The 15,236-nt window shown below is 46.2% G+C and carries 11 protein-coding genes; 4 read left to right on the top strand and 7 right to left on the bottom strand.

The annotated features are described in order from the left end of the window. Positions 1–85: 85 nt before the first annotated feature. The 5 genes from DWX23_RS20115 to DWX23_RS20095 are packed head-to-tail and all read right to left on the bottom strand — an operon-like array spanning position 86 to position 5,828. Entirely contained in the window at positions 86–2,287 is a 2,202-nt protein-coding gene (locus tag DWX23_RS20115) for a DPP IV N-terminal domain-containing protein (RefSeq protein WP_122375774.1), read from the bottom strand. After that, a complete protein-coding gene (locus DWX23_RS20110) occupies positions 2,271–3,881 on the bottom strand; it encodes a class I SAM-dependent RNA methyltransferase (protein ID WP_370450109.1) in 1,611 nt (536 codons plus the stop codon). The genes DWX23_RS20115 and DWX23_RS20110 overlap by 17 nt, the downstream gene beginning before the upstream one ends. A 24-nt stretch (positions 3,882–3,905) precedes the next feature. Further along, a complete protein-coding gene (locus tag DWX23_RS20105) occupies positions 3,906–4,805 on the bottom strand; it encodes a serine O-acetyltransferase (RefSeq protein WP_122375773.1) in 900 nt (299 codons plus the stop codon). A gap of 58 nt (positions 4,806–4,863) precedes the next feature. Then, positions 4,864–5,331 carry a hypothetical protein gene (locus tag DWX23_RS20100; protein ID WP_122375772.1) on the bottom strand — a complete coding sequence of 156 codons (468 nt, stop codon included), beginning with the start codon at positions 5,329–5,331 and terminating at the stop codon, positions 4,864–4,866. A 20-nt stretch (positions 5,332–5,351) separates the two neighbouring features. Then, on the bottom strand, positions 5,352–5,828 hold the full coding sequence (locus DWX23_RS20095) for a pyridoxamine 5'-phosphate oxidase family protein (RefSeq protein WP_122375771.1): 477 nt from the start codon (positions 5,826–5,828) through the stop codon (positions 5,352–5,354). A gap of 1,127 nt (positions 5,829–6,955) precedes the next feature. Here DWX23_RS20095 and DWX23_RS20090 point away from each other — a divergent pair. Next, positions 6,956–8,782, top strand: a complete 1,827-nt coding sequence (locus DWX23_RS20090) for a heparinase II/III family protein (RefSeq protein ID WP_122375770.1) — start codon at positions 6,956–6,958, stop codon at positions 8,780–8,782. On the opposite strand, the gene DWX23_RS20085 is transcribed toward DWX23_RS20090, so the two are convergent. Further along, entirely contained in the window at positions 8,783–10,180 is a 1,398-nt protein-coding gene (locus DWX23_RS20085) for a phosphatase PAP2 family protein (RefSeq protein ID WP_122375769.1), read from the bottom strand. It lies immediately after the preceding gene. A 238-nt stretch (positions 10,181–10,418) separates the two neighbouring features. Here DWX23_RS20085 and DWX23_RS20080 point away from each other — a divergent pair, with 238 nt between their 5' ends. From DWX23_RS20080 to DWX23_RS20070, 3 genes are read left to right on the top strand one after another with little or no spacing between them, the layout of a single operon-like run. Next, positions 10,419–11,144 carry a succinate dehydrogenase/fumarate reductase cytochrome b subunit gene (locus DWX23_RS20080; RefSeq protein ID WP_122375768.1) on the top strand — a complete coding sequence of 242 codons (726 nt, stop codon included), beginning with the start codon at positions 10,419–10,421 and terminating at the stop codon, positions 11,142–11,144. A gap of 31 nt (positions 11,145–11,175) precedes the next feature. After that, on the top strand, positions 11,176–13,119 hold the full coding sequence (locus DWX23_RS20075) for a fumarate reductase/succinate dehydrogenase flavoprotein subunit (RefSeq protein ID WP_122375767.1): 1,944 nt from the start codon (positions 11,176–11,178) through the stop codon (positions 13,117–13,119). A gap of 21 nt (positions 13,120–13,140) precedes the next feature. Next, on the top strand, positions 13,141–13,896 hold the full coding sequence (locus DWX23_RS20070; protein ID WP_122353229.1) for a succinate dehydrogenase/fumarate reductase iron-sulfur subunit: 756 nt from the start codon (positions 13,141–13,143) through the stop codon (positions 13,894–13,896). 392 nt (positions 13,897–14,288) lie between these two features. Here DWX23_RS20070 and DWX23_RS20065 read toward each other — a convergent pair whose 3' ends face one another. Continuing rightward, positions 14,289–15,134 (bottom strand): AraC family transcriptional regulator, encoded by an 846-nt coding sequence (locus tag DWX23_RS20065; RefSeq protein ID WP_122353228.1) that lies wholly within the window; start codon positions 15,132–15,134, stop codon positions 14,289–14,291. Positions 15,135–15,236: the final 102 nt, after the last annotated feature.

The following is a 15,236-nucleotide window of genomic DNA, read 5'->3' as shown; positions in this document are numbered from 1 at the left end:
GCCTCAGTTAAAGCAGACGGCAATTGAACTGAGCTTAAAGCCATCCTTGAAACTTAACTGTCAACTGTCATTTGTCAACTGTCAACTATTTAAGGTAGTCGTCAAAGTATCGCGTAATCTTCTCATACAGATGCGGGCGGTCTTTGCCGGTCACGTTGTGCTGATGGCGCGGGTAGACGAAATAGTCCGGATACGTATCGGCATCCACGCAGGCTTTCAGGAAGCCCAGGCTGTGTTGCCATACAACCACAGGGTCGATGTCGCCGTGGATCATCAGGAGGTGTCCTTTCAGGTTGCCTGCCTTCAACTTCATGTTGGCATTCTTATATCCTTCGGGATTATCCTGCGGACGGTCCATATACCGTTCACCGTACATGATCTCGTAGTTACTCCAGTCGATCACCGGACCGCCTGCAACGCCTACCTTGAATATTTCCGGGTATGAAAGCATCAGGTTGGTAGTCATGAAACCGCCGTAGCTCCAGCCATGCACACCGATACGGTCGGCATCCACATACGGGAGCGATTTGAGGAAGTCTACCCCTTTGATCTGGTCCGCCATCTCGTTGACACCGAGGTTGCGGTGGATAACACTTTCAAATTCAAATCCGCGGTTGGCCGATCCCCTGCTGTCTACCGTCAGCATGACGTATCCGCGTTGGGCCATATAGATATCCCATCCCCGTACGCCGTTCATAAAGTCGCCGGTAATCAGTTGGGCATGCGGGCCGCCGTACACATAGATAATGGCGGGATATTTTTTGTTTTCATCCAGTCCGACCGGTTTGACCAGGCGGTAGTTGAGATTCGTTACACCGTCGGCAGCTTTGATAGTACCGACTTCGATCTCGGGTAGGGCATAACCTTCGTACGGATTTTCAGCTGTCAGTAGGGTTTCTATCGTCTTTCTGTTTTTCGTCTGTACGATCTCTATCTTTCGGGGAACATCGGGAGTGGAATAATTGTCGATGGCATATTTCCCGTCCGGGCTGATCGAGAGGTTGTGTACCCCCCGTAAACCTGTGCCTCCGGATATCAGATGAGTCTCCCCTTTCTTCATCTCCAATCGCCAGCCGTTGATGTTTAGTGGTGTCCCGTAACTAAACGAACTCAGCGGATGTGGTTGTGTGGACGTGATGAACAGGTTTTCACCTTTCGGGTCGAAGCCCAAAACATTCATTACGATCCAGTCTCCTTTGGTTAGTTGTTTGAGCAGCTTACCACTGGTATCATAGAGATACAGATGGTTGTAGCCGTCGCGCTGGCTCTGCCAGATAAATTTATCCGGGTCGTTGGGGAGGAAGAGCACCGGGTGTTGCGGCTCTACATACCGGTCGTTCTTTTCAGTGAACAGATCGGCCTCTTTCTCGCCGGTCAGGGCGGAATAACGGACCAGTTGCATTTCATTCTGGTCGCGGTTCAGCTCGGCGATATAGATACTTTTCTCGTCCGGACTCCAGGCTATATTTGTCAGATACTTCTCTTTCGGTGTTCCGGTTTGCAGCCAGACAGTCTCCCCGTTCGACAGGTTATAGATGCCGACGGTTACTTCATGGCTCTTCATGCCTGCCATCGGATACTTCCGCGGTTCCGCTTTGGCACAACGGGCATCGATATTCACGATGGGATAATCGGTTACCATACTTTCATCCATCCGGTAAAAGGCTAGGGCAGAGCCTTTCGGCGACCAGAACAGCCCTTTGTTAATACCGAACTCCCGCTGGTGAACGGTCTGTCCGCAGACAATACCGTCTTTTGTTTCACGTGTAACAATGCTGGTCTGATTGTCCGGTGAAAGGATTTTGATATTATTCCCGTCCGTGAATGCCAGGTAACTGTTTGCCGGGCAGAACTCGTAATTGCTTCCTGCTTTATCCAGTCGATAATCGGCAACGACTTTCCCTTCCTGCATATCGTAATGGATACGATGCTGTTTCTGGGTAAAGGCCAATATCTGTTTCCCTTTATAAGGAACCGAGAACGACGGCATACGGGCCACGGAATCGAGGCCGGCAGCCTGCAACGCCTGGTTCAGTCCGGAGCGGCTGACGCGTATTTCGGGATAGTGCTTTGGCTTGGCTCCTATTACACTGTTCTTCTCTACATATATATACATGTCGCCGGCCCATTGTAACCCCGGCCGATTCTCAGGAACAAAACGGCTGTGCGTTTTCCCCCCGGGGATCAGGTCGTGTAAGGTGAACTGTTTGTCCTGTGCCATCAATGTTATAGGTGTAGATAAAACAAATGCACAAAGTAGCAGTGATGATTTAATCTTCTGAATCATCCTCTCTCTTTTTGAATGTTTTCTTGAAGGAACTGTCGCCGAAATTCCGTTTGTCCGGACGGTCATCGAAGCGCTTCCGGTTGGAGTTGAACCTCTTCCGGTCGCCGTTTTTTCCGTCTTCCGTCTTATAGCGCATCTTTGCCGGTCTTTCGCCAAAAGGCTTGCGATCCGGGCGCTCGCCTCCAAACTGCTTACGCATCGGACGCCCGTCATTGCGCTCTTCTCCAAAATAACGTTTTCCGGGTGTTGCTGCTGCGCGTTCTTCTTCATCTTCGCTATGAGCGGCAGCAAAGCGGCGGGCAGGACTATCCATGCGGTCGTACTTCATGTTGGGGCGTGTTGAAGAGAATGGGCGGTCGTTATTCCGGCTTCCGTACTCTTTTCTTGGGAACTCAGTCTTGGGCCGTGAGTCGGATGGTGTTTCCCCTTCTTCGCTCAGTGCTTTCTTATAGTCTTTGTTCTTTCCTTCAAAGATATCGTAGCAACGGTATTCACAATCGAGCGAACCGTTGATCAGTTTCATTTTCTCATTAGGGCGCAGGCCAATCTTGTCGAAGCATTCGTCTTTGTAACTGAGTATCCATACTTTATAACCGGTGAATACATGTTTGATGCGTTCGCCGATCATCGTATAGAGACCTAGTAGGTCGCGGGTGGAGATACGTTCGCCATAAGGAGGGTTGGTTACCATGATACCCGGCTGTGGTGCTTCCGTAAATTGTTGGAAAGGCAACACTTTCAGGTCGATATATTTAGCCAGTCCGGCGCTGCGGATATTCTTCTGGGCGATCTCGATGGCCGCCGGGTTGATATCCGAGCCGTAGCATTTGAAGGTGAACTCGCGTTCCTTGCTCTCGTCGTTATAGATACGGTCGAACAGTTCCTGGTCGAAGTCGATCCATTTTTCGAAAGCAAACTCTTTGCGGTGGATACCCGGAGCGATGTTCAGGGCGATCATGGCTGCTTCGATCAGCAAGGTACCGGAACCACACATCGGATCGACGAAGTTCGATTCGCCTTTCCAGCCTGTTTTCAGGATCATACCGGCAGCCAGCACTTCGTTCAAGGGTGCTTCCGTCTGTTCCACACGGTAACCACGTTTGTGGAGGCTCTCGCCGGAACTGTCGATAGACAAGGTACAATCGTTGTGGGAGATATGTATGTTGATATATAAATCGGGATTGTTCACACGTACGGACGGGCGCTTGTTGTGCTTCTCCATGAAGTAGTCGACAATCGCATCTTTGGTACGGTAAGCCACGAATTTGGAGTGATTGAAATCTTCCGAGTAGATCACGGAGTCGATCGCGAAGGTTTTATCCAGTGACATGTAGTTTTCCCATGCGACCTTTTTTACTTCTTTATAAACCGTATCGGCATCTTTCGCCTTAAAGTGATAGATAGGCTTCAGGATGCGTAAGGCGGTACGGCAGCAGAAGTTCGCCCTGTAAAGGACTTCTTTATCTCCTGTGAAGGATACCATACGACGGCCAATCTCTATGTCGTTGGCACCTATAGCTAATAACTCACCGGCCAGTATTTCTTCTAACCCGTACAGGGTTTTGGCCACCATTTCAAATGTCTCGTTATTCATTTGTGTGCGTTGTAAGAAAAGATATTATTTAGTTACTTTATTTTGTGTTATAACATCGCCGGGAGGAATATCGCCGGTGATCCATACGTTACCGCAGACCGTAGCTCCCTTGCCGATCCGTATCCTGCCCAGCAAAGTGGCATTGGAATAGACGGTTACGTCGTCTTCCAGAATCGGATGACGGGCTACGCCGCGGATAGCATTCCCGTTTTCGTCGGGGGGCAGTTTCTCTCCGGCAAGGCTGACGCCCTGGAAAATACGTACGCGGTTCCCGATGATACTGGTTTCGCCTATCACGGTTCCTGTTCCGTGGTCGATAGAGAAATAGTGTCCGATCTCAGCTCCCGGATGGATGTCGATACCTGTCTCGGAATGAGCCATTTCGGTGATCATACGGGGGATGAAAGGGACACGTAGCTTATAGAGCTGGTGTGCGATGCGGTAGTTACAGATTGCCCGGAATCCGGGATAGCAGAATATGACTTCGCTGATGTTCTGTGCTGCAGGGTCGCCGTTGTAGGCGGCTTCGGCATCGGTCGCGAGCAGGCTTCGCATTTCCGGCAGGGTAGAGATAAATGCTTCGGTAAGTTCCTCCGCATGGGCTTGTATTTTCTCTTCCGGACAGGATGTACAACTTGTGTCGGCCAGGCAAAGTCCTGCATAGATCTGCTGGCAGAGTAGGGTGTGCAGGGTTTCTACGTTCACTCCGGTATGGAAACGGAGGGTTTGCTTGCTGATCCGTGCATTCCCGTAGTAACCCGGAAACAGGATTGCGCGGCACAGGTCTATGATGTCCTTCAGTACTTCTCCCGAAGGTAATGCCTCTTCGTCACGGTATGCATGAAACAGTTGTTTGTATGAGCTCTCGTCCGAAAGCTTCTCTACTGTTTCATTCAGTACCTTGCTATGCTTTTGCAATCCCATTATTTTGAAAGTCTTATTTTGGGCAAAAGTACATTAAATATCTGATATATGCGTACTTTTAATAGGTAATAACTGCTTTGAAATGTGTTTCCGGCGGCCGTTGATCAGTAAAGAAATCGGAGAATGTCACCTTAAAGATGATGAATCCGTCTTTTGTATATTCGGCAGCATAAGTTTCTGTCCAGATATTATTATCTTTATCTATTCGATTAACAGGATTAGGTAATGCGGTTTGTGCTTCTTTACTTGTATTATAATCCAGATACATATAGCAAGTAATCAGACCTTCGTCATAAGCATCCTGATACAGATCGAAATCTTCATCTGAAATCCTGTACTGGAACATATAAAAAGGTTCACCCCCATTATCAACTAATTCCCAGTCACCTGACTCGACAGGTATATCCTTGTCAAATATCCAATAGGTTTTGCTACCATCATCTCCGTCTTTTCCCGGAGGTCCCATTGGTCCTTCGCATGAAGCGAACAGGAGTGCCATTAAAAATATTGCTAACAAATTCTTCATAAATTCATTCTCTTAAATGTTTAGTATTTCTTGTGTGGTGCCCCGAACTCTTTGCATGTTACTTCATCGAGGTCTACCAGCCATATTTTTACATTCTTTACTGCCGGATCGGAATAACGAAATTCTTTGTCCGAATACTGCTTCATAATAATATTCAACGCCTCTGTTTTCTTGTCGAAATCCTCTTCAAACCGCACTTCTCCCCAGCCTATGACGCTTTTGGAACGCATGCGGTAACTACAAGCCACTTCGGGATGCTGGAATACCAGGTCGTGGTCGGTACTGAAGGTGACACACACCTTCGGGTTCCGTTCCAGGATAGAGATACTTCTGCCTTCCTGCGCTGAATGTAAATAAATAACACCATTCTGATAACCAAAGTTCATGGGAATGACGTAAGGTGTGTCATCTGTATCTGCCAGCCCGACAAAGCAGACGTCGCAGCTACGGATAATCTCCTCGATATGTTCTTTCTCTGTGTGTACCAGTGTTTTCATTACTTTTTTAATTATGCTTTTGCAAACATAGCTAAAAAAGTTCAATTCTCCTGAATTAGAGGGGCACTAAATAATTTTTAGAGGAAGGATAGGGGTATTATTCTATTGGAGGTGTTGCGGTGATTTGTCAAAAAGAAAGTCATGTTCAAAATGAAATGTCAGGATGTTGTGCTTCTATTTGGATGACAAAATGATAATTTATCTTTGTCTGGGTAGCTTCTGTAAGGAGAGTATAGGGACTTGTGTATTTTATGGGCTTGTGCAGGGATGGATGGTTGATGTTTTGCTATGTAAAAAGGAATTATTACGATATTGTGATTTTTATGTAGTCGTTTTTGGTGGCGTGGTCTTTTTAAATGACTGCGATGTGTGCTCTTTTTGATATTTCTTGTCTGGTCGTGTTATTAGCTATTCTGGCATGTCGAATATGCCGGATAACATGTTTTTGTTCTGTTATAGGAGCTTATCCGGATGGTTTATTAACAAAAATTCACCTGAAGAGAAGCCTCATTTCGTTTTAAATAAAATGTCAGTTCGTTTTAAACGAATTTTTAATCCGTTTAAAACGAGATGGGGAAGATGGTTTAGTATTCTTTGGTGTTAATATATGTTTATTTGGCTCTTCTGGAAGTGATAGATATGAATTTGCATGTGTTAGCAAATATGATCTTTTCTAATCATATAGAAAGTGAATATCCTATTTGCTGATCATTTGTTATTATTCTATATGACAGCTAGAGTAGGTTTCTCCAACAAATATTGTATTAAGCCGTTTCGCAATTAGGAAGATATGAACTATTCAGCAATAAACCATCAGTCATCAATAGGGCTGGTATAGTTACAGGTCCATTTGCCGTCGGTTTTAACCGACGGATAAGTAAATGCTCTATCTCTTTGGACTTTAGTCCCATTTAAAGAGTCTCTCTATGTAAAGAGAAATGTGGCTGAAGCCAATAAAGAGAAGCAACTTGTAAACCGTCAGTTAAAACTGACGGCAAATAAACCTGTAATGGCTAAGTCACTTTGATAAAGGGATAGCTCATTATTGATAAAATGTGAGTCTATATGAATTTGCTGAGAGGTTATTTTATATATTTGTACCTAGTAACTCGTTAACATACTGACTTATGAATAAAGCTGCCCTTCTTGTTGTGTTTTGTATGACCTTGTTCGTCCCTGTTTGTGCGCAGGGGATACACTTTGATTCTTATCCTTCTCATCCCCGTTTGCTGGTTAAGCAGGGAGAAGAACAGAAGATAAAATCCGGTCTGGCACATAATCCGGAGATACTCCGGTTGCATGAATATCTTCTTCGGCAATGCGATGCTTTCGCGATGAAGCCGATGCTGACCTATAAAAAAGAAGGGAAGCGCCTGCTTGCCGTATCACGGGAAGCTTTGCGGCGCATTTTCTATCTCTCTTATGCTTATCGCATGACAGGGGAGGAGAAATACCTCCTGCGTGCCGAGCAGGAAATGATTGCCGTTTGTTCGTTCAATGACTGGAATCCCTCGCATTTCCTGGATACAGGTGAAATGACCATGGCGGTTGCTCTCGGTTATGACTGGTTGTTCGATAAACTATCTCCGGATACGCGGAAACTGGTGAAAGAGGCTATTCTGAATAAAGGTTTTGCCCCGTCTCGCGATAAGCGGTATAACTGGTTCCTGAGTGCATCCAACAACTGGAACCAGGTCTGTAATGCCGGGTTGGTTTACGGTGCATTGGCTGTTCTGGAGGATCATCCGGAGGAGGCACGCGAGATCATTGAGCGGGCTTTGTCTACAGTCGGTTTGACATTGAAAGGGTATGCTCCCGATGGTGCCTATCCCGAAGGATATAATTATTGGGGATATGGAACTACCTTCCAGGTACTTATGAATGCGGCACTCGAATCGGCTCTGGGGTCTGATGGCGGACTTTCTGAGGCAGAAGGTTTTCTGGCTTCCGCGCGTTTTATGCAATTTATGACCGGGACGACCGGCAAATGTTTTAATTTCAGCGATTCGCGTGAGTCGGTCTTTGCCTTGCCCGCTATGTATTGGTTTGCCGATAAATTGCAGGACCCTTCTTTGTTATGGAATGAAAAGGATATTTTAAGCCGGGCCGAGTTGTCGTTCTCCGATGAGGAAAACCGCTTTTTGCCATTGATCCCTATCTATGGATCGCAATATAAAATGAAAGAACTGATGCCTCCTGCAACTAAGTTGTGGGTTGGAAACGGACAAACGCCTGTCGTATTGATTCGTACGGGATGGCAGGACGGTGAAGGTTTTTATCTGGGAATAAAAGGAGGAACAGCTTCGACCAGTCATGCCCATATGGATGCCGGATCGTTTGTTTTTGATGCTTTGGGTGTCCGCTGGGTGCAGGATTTGGGCATGCAGGAATACTATTCGCTGGAAAAAGAAAATGTAGATTTGTGGAACTCTTCACAGGAAGGGCAACGCTGGGATGTATTCCGTTATAATAACCTGGCTCATAGTACGCTGACTGTAAATGGCAAATATCACCGTGTAAAAGGCTTCGTGCCTGTGACAAATATATACTCGGATGATCATAAGCTCGGTGCTTCTCTGGAAATGACAGGATTGTTCGGGGGAGATTTGAAAAGTGCCGTCCGCGAAGTCGCGCTAATCAATGAAAAATATCTTTCGGTGACCGACCGGGTACAGGCAGACGGCCAGCCTGCTTCCGTCAGGTGGACAATCGTGACCGGAGCCGTTCCCCGTGTATTGGACAGCCATATGGTGGAACTGAAAAAAGATGGTAAATGCATGCAACTGATCGTGGATAGTCCGTCCGCCACAGCCGTATCTATCCTGGATAATGTATCGAAGAATAGTTATGATGCTCCCAATGAAGGAACGTACCGGGTCGTTCTCGATGTGAACCTGGAAAGCGGACAGAGCGAAGAAATCAAGGTACGGCTCGTCCCTGCTACCGACCGATAACTACCAGAACAGGGCCGTCACTGTGGCACCGATCGTAAAATAGTGCATCTTATGTTTGCTTAAATGGGATTCGCTGTAAGTCGGTTTATCGCTGCTGAGGCTGGTCAATAGCTGGTAAGGGGCTTTCAGAAAGGTATAATCGTAATCCACGAACATACGTATCCCCAAATTGCGATTGACTATTCCGGTTGCTGAAATACCTGTGCGCAGGATGTAATTACTGCTGCCTTCCCCTTTCATGAAAGCGATATTGTTCACGGTTGTGTAAGGCACTTGTTTTTCCTGCAGGTCCATTTCGACATCATTTTTAACCAGGTGGGAATATCCTGCCTGGAACTTTGTTCCCAGGAGCAGTTTACCGGCTACCGGCAAGGAGAAATAAGGCCCTGCCGTAAAGGTAAAAATACCGGTAGGATCTGCATGGACACGGGTAATGTTATATTTGGTCGAAGGGGTTGTCCCGGTGTATAGCGACATATCGAAAGCCATCGGACTGGCGAGCGCCGTCACTTCACCTCCGATACCGAAATAAGGGTTGAAGAAATAACCGCCTTTTACGCTTACGTTGGTTGCTCCCGGAGAACTGAGCCGTATGTTCTTGCCGATCTCGACGCTCCCGTTGATGATGCTGTATCCGACTGAAAATTCAAGGAAAGACGGCCTTCCGCCTTTAGGGGCAGATTCCCTGAGCTTATCAGGCAGATTCAGTCCTTTGTCTTTGAAAATAAGGTCGGCGAGGAAATAACCCAGTTCGGCGGATAAGATACCGATACCGGCACCTGCCAGTACGTCGCTCAGCCAGTGCCGGTTGTTTAGTTGGCGGCTGAAAGCGGTGGCGGTCGCTACCGTATATCCCCCTATGCTGTATAACGGGCTGCGTGTCAGGCCATACTCCCGGTGCATGATGGTGGCCGCCATAAAAGCAGTTGCCGTATGCCCCGAAGGAAACGAATTGTTTTTTGAACCGTCCGGCCGTTCCCGTTTGATGGTGTATTTCATGCTGTTGACGGCTGTCGCCATGATACCGGCGGCAAACAGGTCCGATACGAGCAGGCGGGGCCACGAACTGCGGCTTTCCACACCTCCCAGTTTCATTCCGATCACGGCTGCCAGCGGGGCATATTGCAGGAAATCGTCATACCTGTAATGGAAATCAGGTACGTGGGTATTGCGTAATGTCCGGAATTTATCTCCCTGCCCGTAGGTGATGGCCGATATGACAAAAAGAGGCACGGGAACGCGCAGCATCTGGTATACCTTATTCTCTGATATTTTATTGTAAGTGGTTTCAAACTCATTTCTTGAATTCCTGAATATCAAGCTGTCTTTCCGCTGGGCATCGACAGTTGATGTGATAAGCATTATAAATAAGATGCTTAGTGCTTTACGTTGTAACATGCAATCCTCTAATTATTTTGCGAAGATATGAAAAAGCAGGTGCGTGCCTGTTACATTTTAGTTAAATTCTGTCTTGATCAAATATTGCGTTTTACTGCTCCCGAAATGTATGGGTTTGATTGGCGAAATATTTCTTTAATCGTTTGCGTGATACGTGTATTTAGCATACCTTTGCCTGACAATTGGGTACATTGATATGAATCTTTAAAAACAATTAAATAACTTAAATTATTATCTTATGTGGTTACTTAATTCTTCTATCGGGAAAAAGCTCATTATGAGTATTACAGGGCTTTTTCTTGTTTTGTTCTTATTGTTCCACTTGTCAATGAATGTGGCGGCTGCTTTCTCGGGAGAAGCCTATAACATGATTTGTTCATTGCTGGGAGCTAATTGGTATGCCGTTGCAGCAACACTGGTGCTGGCTGCAGGCGTTGTGATTCACTTTGTGTATGCTTTGATGTTGACACTTCAGAACCGTAAGGCTCGCGGTAACGACCGTTATGCAATCAACGCTCGTCCGAAAGGGGTGGAATGGGCATCTCAGAACATGCTGGTACTGGGCATTATCATTGTCCTGTTCATGGTGTTGCACTTCAGCCAGTTCTGGTATAAGATGATGTTCGCCGAACTTCTGGGCAATCACACAGTAACTCTTTGCGACGGAACGACTACCGTATCTCCTCAGGACGGTGCAGCGTTTATCAACTACTATTTCCAGGGTAATATCCTGAACACAGTTCTTTACCTGGTATGGTACGTGGCTTTGTGGTTCCACCTGACTCACGGATTCTGGAGCGCTATCCAGACAATCGGTTGGAACAATACGATCTGGATGAACCGTTGGATCTGCATTTCAAAGATCGTAGCAACTGCTATCTGCGTGATCTTTGCTATTATTACTATCGTATTCTACCTGAATGGTGTAGGCGGTGATTATGTAGCTGTTTGTGCAGGACATTAATTTAAGGTGTAACAATTGAAAATAAATCATTATGACTCAGATAGATTCTAAAATCCCTCAGGGCCCGTTGGCTGAGAAGTGGACTAATTATAAAGATCATCAGAAACTGGTGAATCCCGCAAACAAACGTCGCCTGGACGTAATTGTAGTTGGTACTGGTCTGGCCGGTGCTTCTGCTGCTGCCTCTCTGGCTGAAATGGGATTCAATGTATTGAATTTCTGTATCCAGGATTCTCCCCGCCGTGCACACTCTATCGCTGCACAGGGTGGTATCAATGCTGCAAAGAATTATCAGAATGATGGTGACTCTGTTTACCGTCTGTTCTACGATACAATTAAAGGTGGTGACTACCGTGCCCGCGAAGCAAACGTTTATCGTCTGGCTGAAGTGTCAAACTCTATTATCGACCAGTGCGTGGCACAGGGTGTACCTTTCGCTCGCGAATACGGTGGTCTGCTGGATAACCGTTCATTCGGTGGTGCTCAGGTATCCCGTACGTTCTATGCCCGCGGTCAGACCGGACAGCAGTTGTTGCTGGGTGCTTACTCTGCTTTGAGCCGTATGATCGGTTTGAACAAAGTAAAGATGTACACTCGCCACGAAATGCTGGATGTTGTTAAGGTAGATGGCCGTGCTCGCGGTATCATTGCACGTAACCTGATCACCGGTAAGATCGAACGTTTCTCTGCTCACGCCGTAGTGGTTGCAACAGGTGGTTATGTAAATACATTCTTTCTGTCTACCAACGCAATGGCTTCCAACGGTTCTGCTGCATGGCAGTGCTACAAGAAAGGTGCTTACTTTGCTAACCCTTGTATGGTGCAGATCCACCCGACTTGTGTTCCTGTACACGGCGACTACCAGTCAAAACTGACGTTGATGTCTGAATCACTGCGTAACGACGGTCGTATCTGGGTTCCGAAGAAACTGGAAGATGCAAAAGCATTGCAGGCCGGAACTAAGAAAGGTAAAGATATTCCTGAAGCAGACCGCGACTACTATCTGGAACGCCGTTATCCGGCATTCGGTAACCTGGTTCCGCGTGACGTGGCTTCACGTGCTGCTAAAGAACGTTGCGACGCCGGTTTCGGTGTAAACAACACAGGTTTGGCCGTATTCCTTGATTTCTCCGACGCTATCAACCGTCTGGGTAAGGATGTTGTGAAAGCAAAATATGGTAACTTGTTCGACATGTACGAAGAAATTACCAACGACGATCCATATGAAACTCCGATGATGATCTATCCGGCACTGCACTACTCGATGGGTGGTCTGTGGGTAGACTATGAATTGCAGACTTCTATCCCGGGTCTGTTCGCTATCGGTGAAGCCAACTTCTCTGACCACGGTGCTAACCGTCTGGGTGCATCTGCTTTGATGCAAGGTTTGGCTGACGGTTACTTCGTATTGCCTTATACTATCCAGAACTATCTGTCCGACCAGATTCAGGTTCCGCGTTTCAGCACCGACCTGCCTGAGTTCGCAGAATCTGAAAAGGCTATCAAGGACCGTATCAAGAAATTGATGAGCATCAAGGGTAAAGAATCTGTTGATTCTATCCATAAGAAACTGGGTCACATCATGTGGGAATACATCGGTATGGCTCGTGATGCCGAAGGTTTGAAAGAAGCTATCCAGAAATTGAAAGACCTGAAGAAGGAATTCTGGACAAATGTACATATCCCGGGTGAAGCTGATGACCTGAACGTTGAGTTGGAAAAGGCTTTGCGTCTGGCAGACTTTATTGAGATCGGTGCGCTGATGGCTCATGATGCCCTGGATCGTGCTGAATCTTGTGGTGGACACTTCCGTACTGAACATCAGACTGAAGAAGGTGAAGCTCTTCGTCACGATGATAAATTTATGTATGTATCTTGCTGGGAATATCAGGGTGAAGACAAAGATCCTGTTATGCTGAAGGAAGATCTGAATTATGAATTCGTAGTACCTCAGACACGTAACTACAAGAAGTAACAATTTTCAAAAATTAGAATCATGGATAAAGATATAAATATCACACTCAAAGTCTGGCGTCAGAAAGGTCCTAACGTAAAAGGGCAGTTCGAAACTTACCAGCTGAAAAACATTAACCAGGGTACTTCTTTCCTGGAAATGCTTGATATCCTGAACGAACAGCTGATTAACGAAGGTAAAGATCCTATCGTTTTCGACCATGACTGTCGTGAAGGTATCTGCGGTATGTGTTCATTGTATGTAAACGGACATCCGCACGGACCGGCAACAGGTGCTACTACCTGCCAGCTGTACATGCGTCGTTTCAACGATGGTGAAACAATCACGATCGAACCGTGGCGTTCTGCCGGTTTCCCGGTAATCCGCGACTTGATGGTAGACCGTTATGCTTATGATAAGATCATCCAGGCTGGTGGTTTCACCTCTGTTAATACAGGAGGTGTGCCTGATGCAAACGCAATTCCTATCCCTCGTGCAGATGCTGAAATGGCTATGGATGCTGCTGCATGTATCGGTTGTGGTGCTTGTGCTGCTGCTTGTAAGAACGGTTCGGCTATGCTGTTCGTTTCTGCAAAGGTTAGCCAGCTGGCTCTGTTGCCTCAGGGTAAGGTTGAAGCGACTCGCCGTGCAAAAGCAATGGTTGCCAAGATGGACGAACTGGGCTTCGGTAACTGTACCAACACTCGCGCTTGCGAAATGGAATGTCCGAAGAATATCTCTGTCAGCAACATCGCTCGCCTGAACCGCGAATTCATCGTTGCTAAATTACAAGACTAATATACATTATAATATATGTATTGCTTGGGAGGCGTTGCTTTATGCAGCGCCTCTTTTTTTATGCCCAGCTTTTTTAATTATTTTATCGTATTGACCGATGCTAACTTTTCCCCTCTGGAGAGGGGGCAGGGGGTGTGTCATTTCACGAACGAACGCCTCATTTTAACATTTCGAAATCTAATAATAAATATCTTGAACCTTGTTAGCCTTTCTTATATGCTATACAACACTAATTAGCATTTTAACTATTGACAAGTTGGAGAATACCTGTATCTTTGTACTGTGGTTTTTTCATAATAGTATTAGATTTAAGGTTAACAAAGTTGGTTAGGGCTTGTCGTGAGACAGGCTTTAATTGTTTATAGGGGTTTGCATCCGGCATATCCCTTTTTTTAGCTCTCCCTGTATTCCTGAGGGGTCATTCCCACGTGTTGTCTGAAGTATTTATTGAAGAACGACAGGTTGTCGAAACCCAGAGCGAATGCAATCTTCTTAACCGGCATATCGGTCGATTTAAGCTGTGCTTTCGCATCCATGATAATGATATTGCTCAGGATATCCAGCGCGGTTCGTCCGCTGACTTTCTTTATTACGTAGCAGAAATGTTGCAAGGTGATATTAAGCCGCTTGGCATAATAGGAGACGCTATGCTCTTTCGTATAGTTCTCCATCGCCAGCTGTACGAACTCGCGGCATATCTCCATATTGCGTGTCATCGGAGCATTGCTATATGGCGTATGGTTTTTATACAGCTCGATCACTCCCTGCATGAAGATGGTGAAGATAGCCTTTATGATCTCTTTGTTCTCGATGGTCTTAGGCAAAGAATACGCCTTGATCAGCAAGGAAAAAGCCTCCTGGTATAACTGGGAGACCGGTACGGGCAGAGGCATCACCGGGCTGTCGAAGATAACGGGCAGATAGTTCGTGATAGTTTTGATATAGTTGATATGACTCACAAACGTAGAAGAGAATCCGGCAAAACACAGTTTGACATCGTCGGATACTTCGTGTATCTGGATAAAACATCCCGGAGGAAGCGTAATGAAATCATTGGGTTTGATAATAAATTTTGTCAGATTGACGGTGGCCTGTACACTGCCCTGTACACAAAGCACAAAAACACCGGCTTTGATCTTGCAGGGGAAGCGGCCGTATTGATTTAATATTTCACCTGTAATGCTGTCTCCGACGATAAAATCCAGAGGAATGTCGAATTTAGGAATGTTGTCTTCCATGTTGTTATCTCCACTATTTTAAATGTACAAATATAAGACTATTTAGATTTTCTGACCGATATTCTTAAATATAGAACATCGAATCCCACAAATGGAGATTGT

This window comes from Parabacteroides sp. AF18-52 (assembly GCF_003479145.1).
Lineage (GTDB): Bacteria > Bacteroidota > Bacteroidia > Bacteroidales > Tannerellaceae > Parabacteroides > Parabacteroides faecis.
Note: the sequence above shows the minus strand (reverse complement) of the source record. Positions and strands in the feature narration are given on the sequence as shown.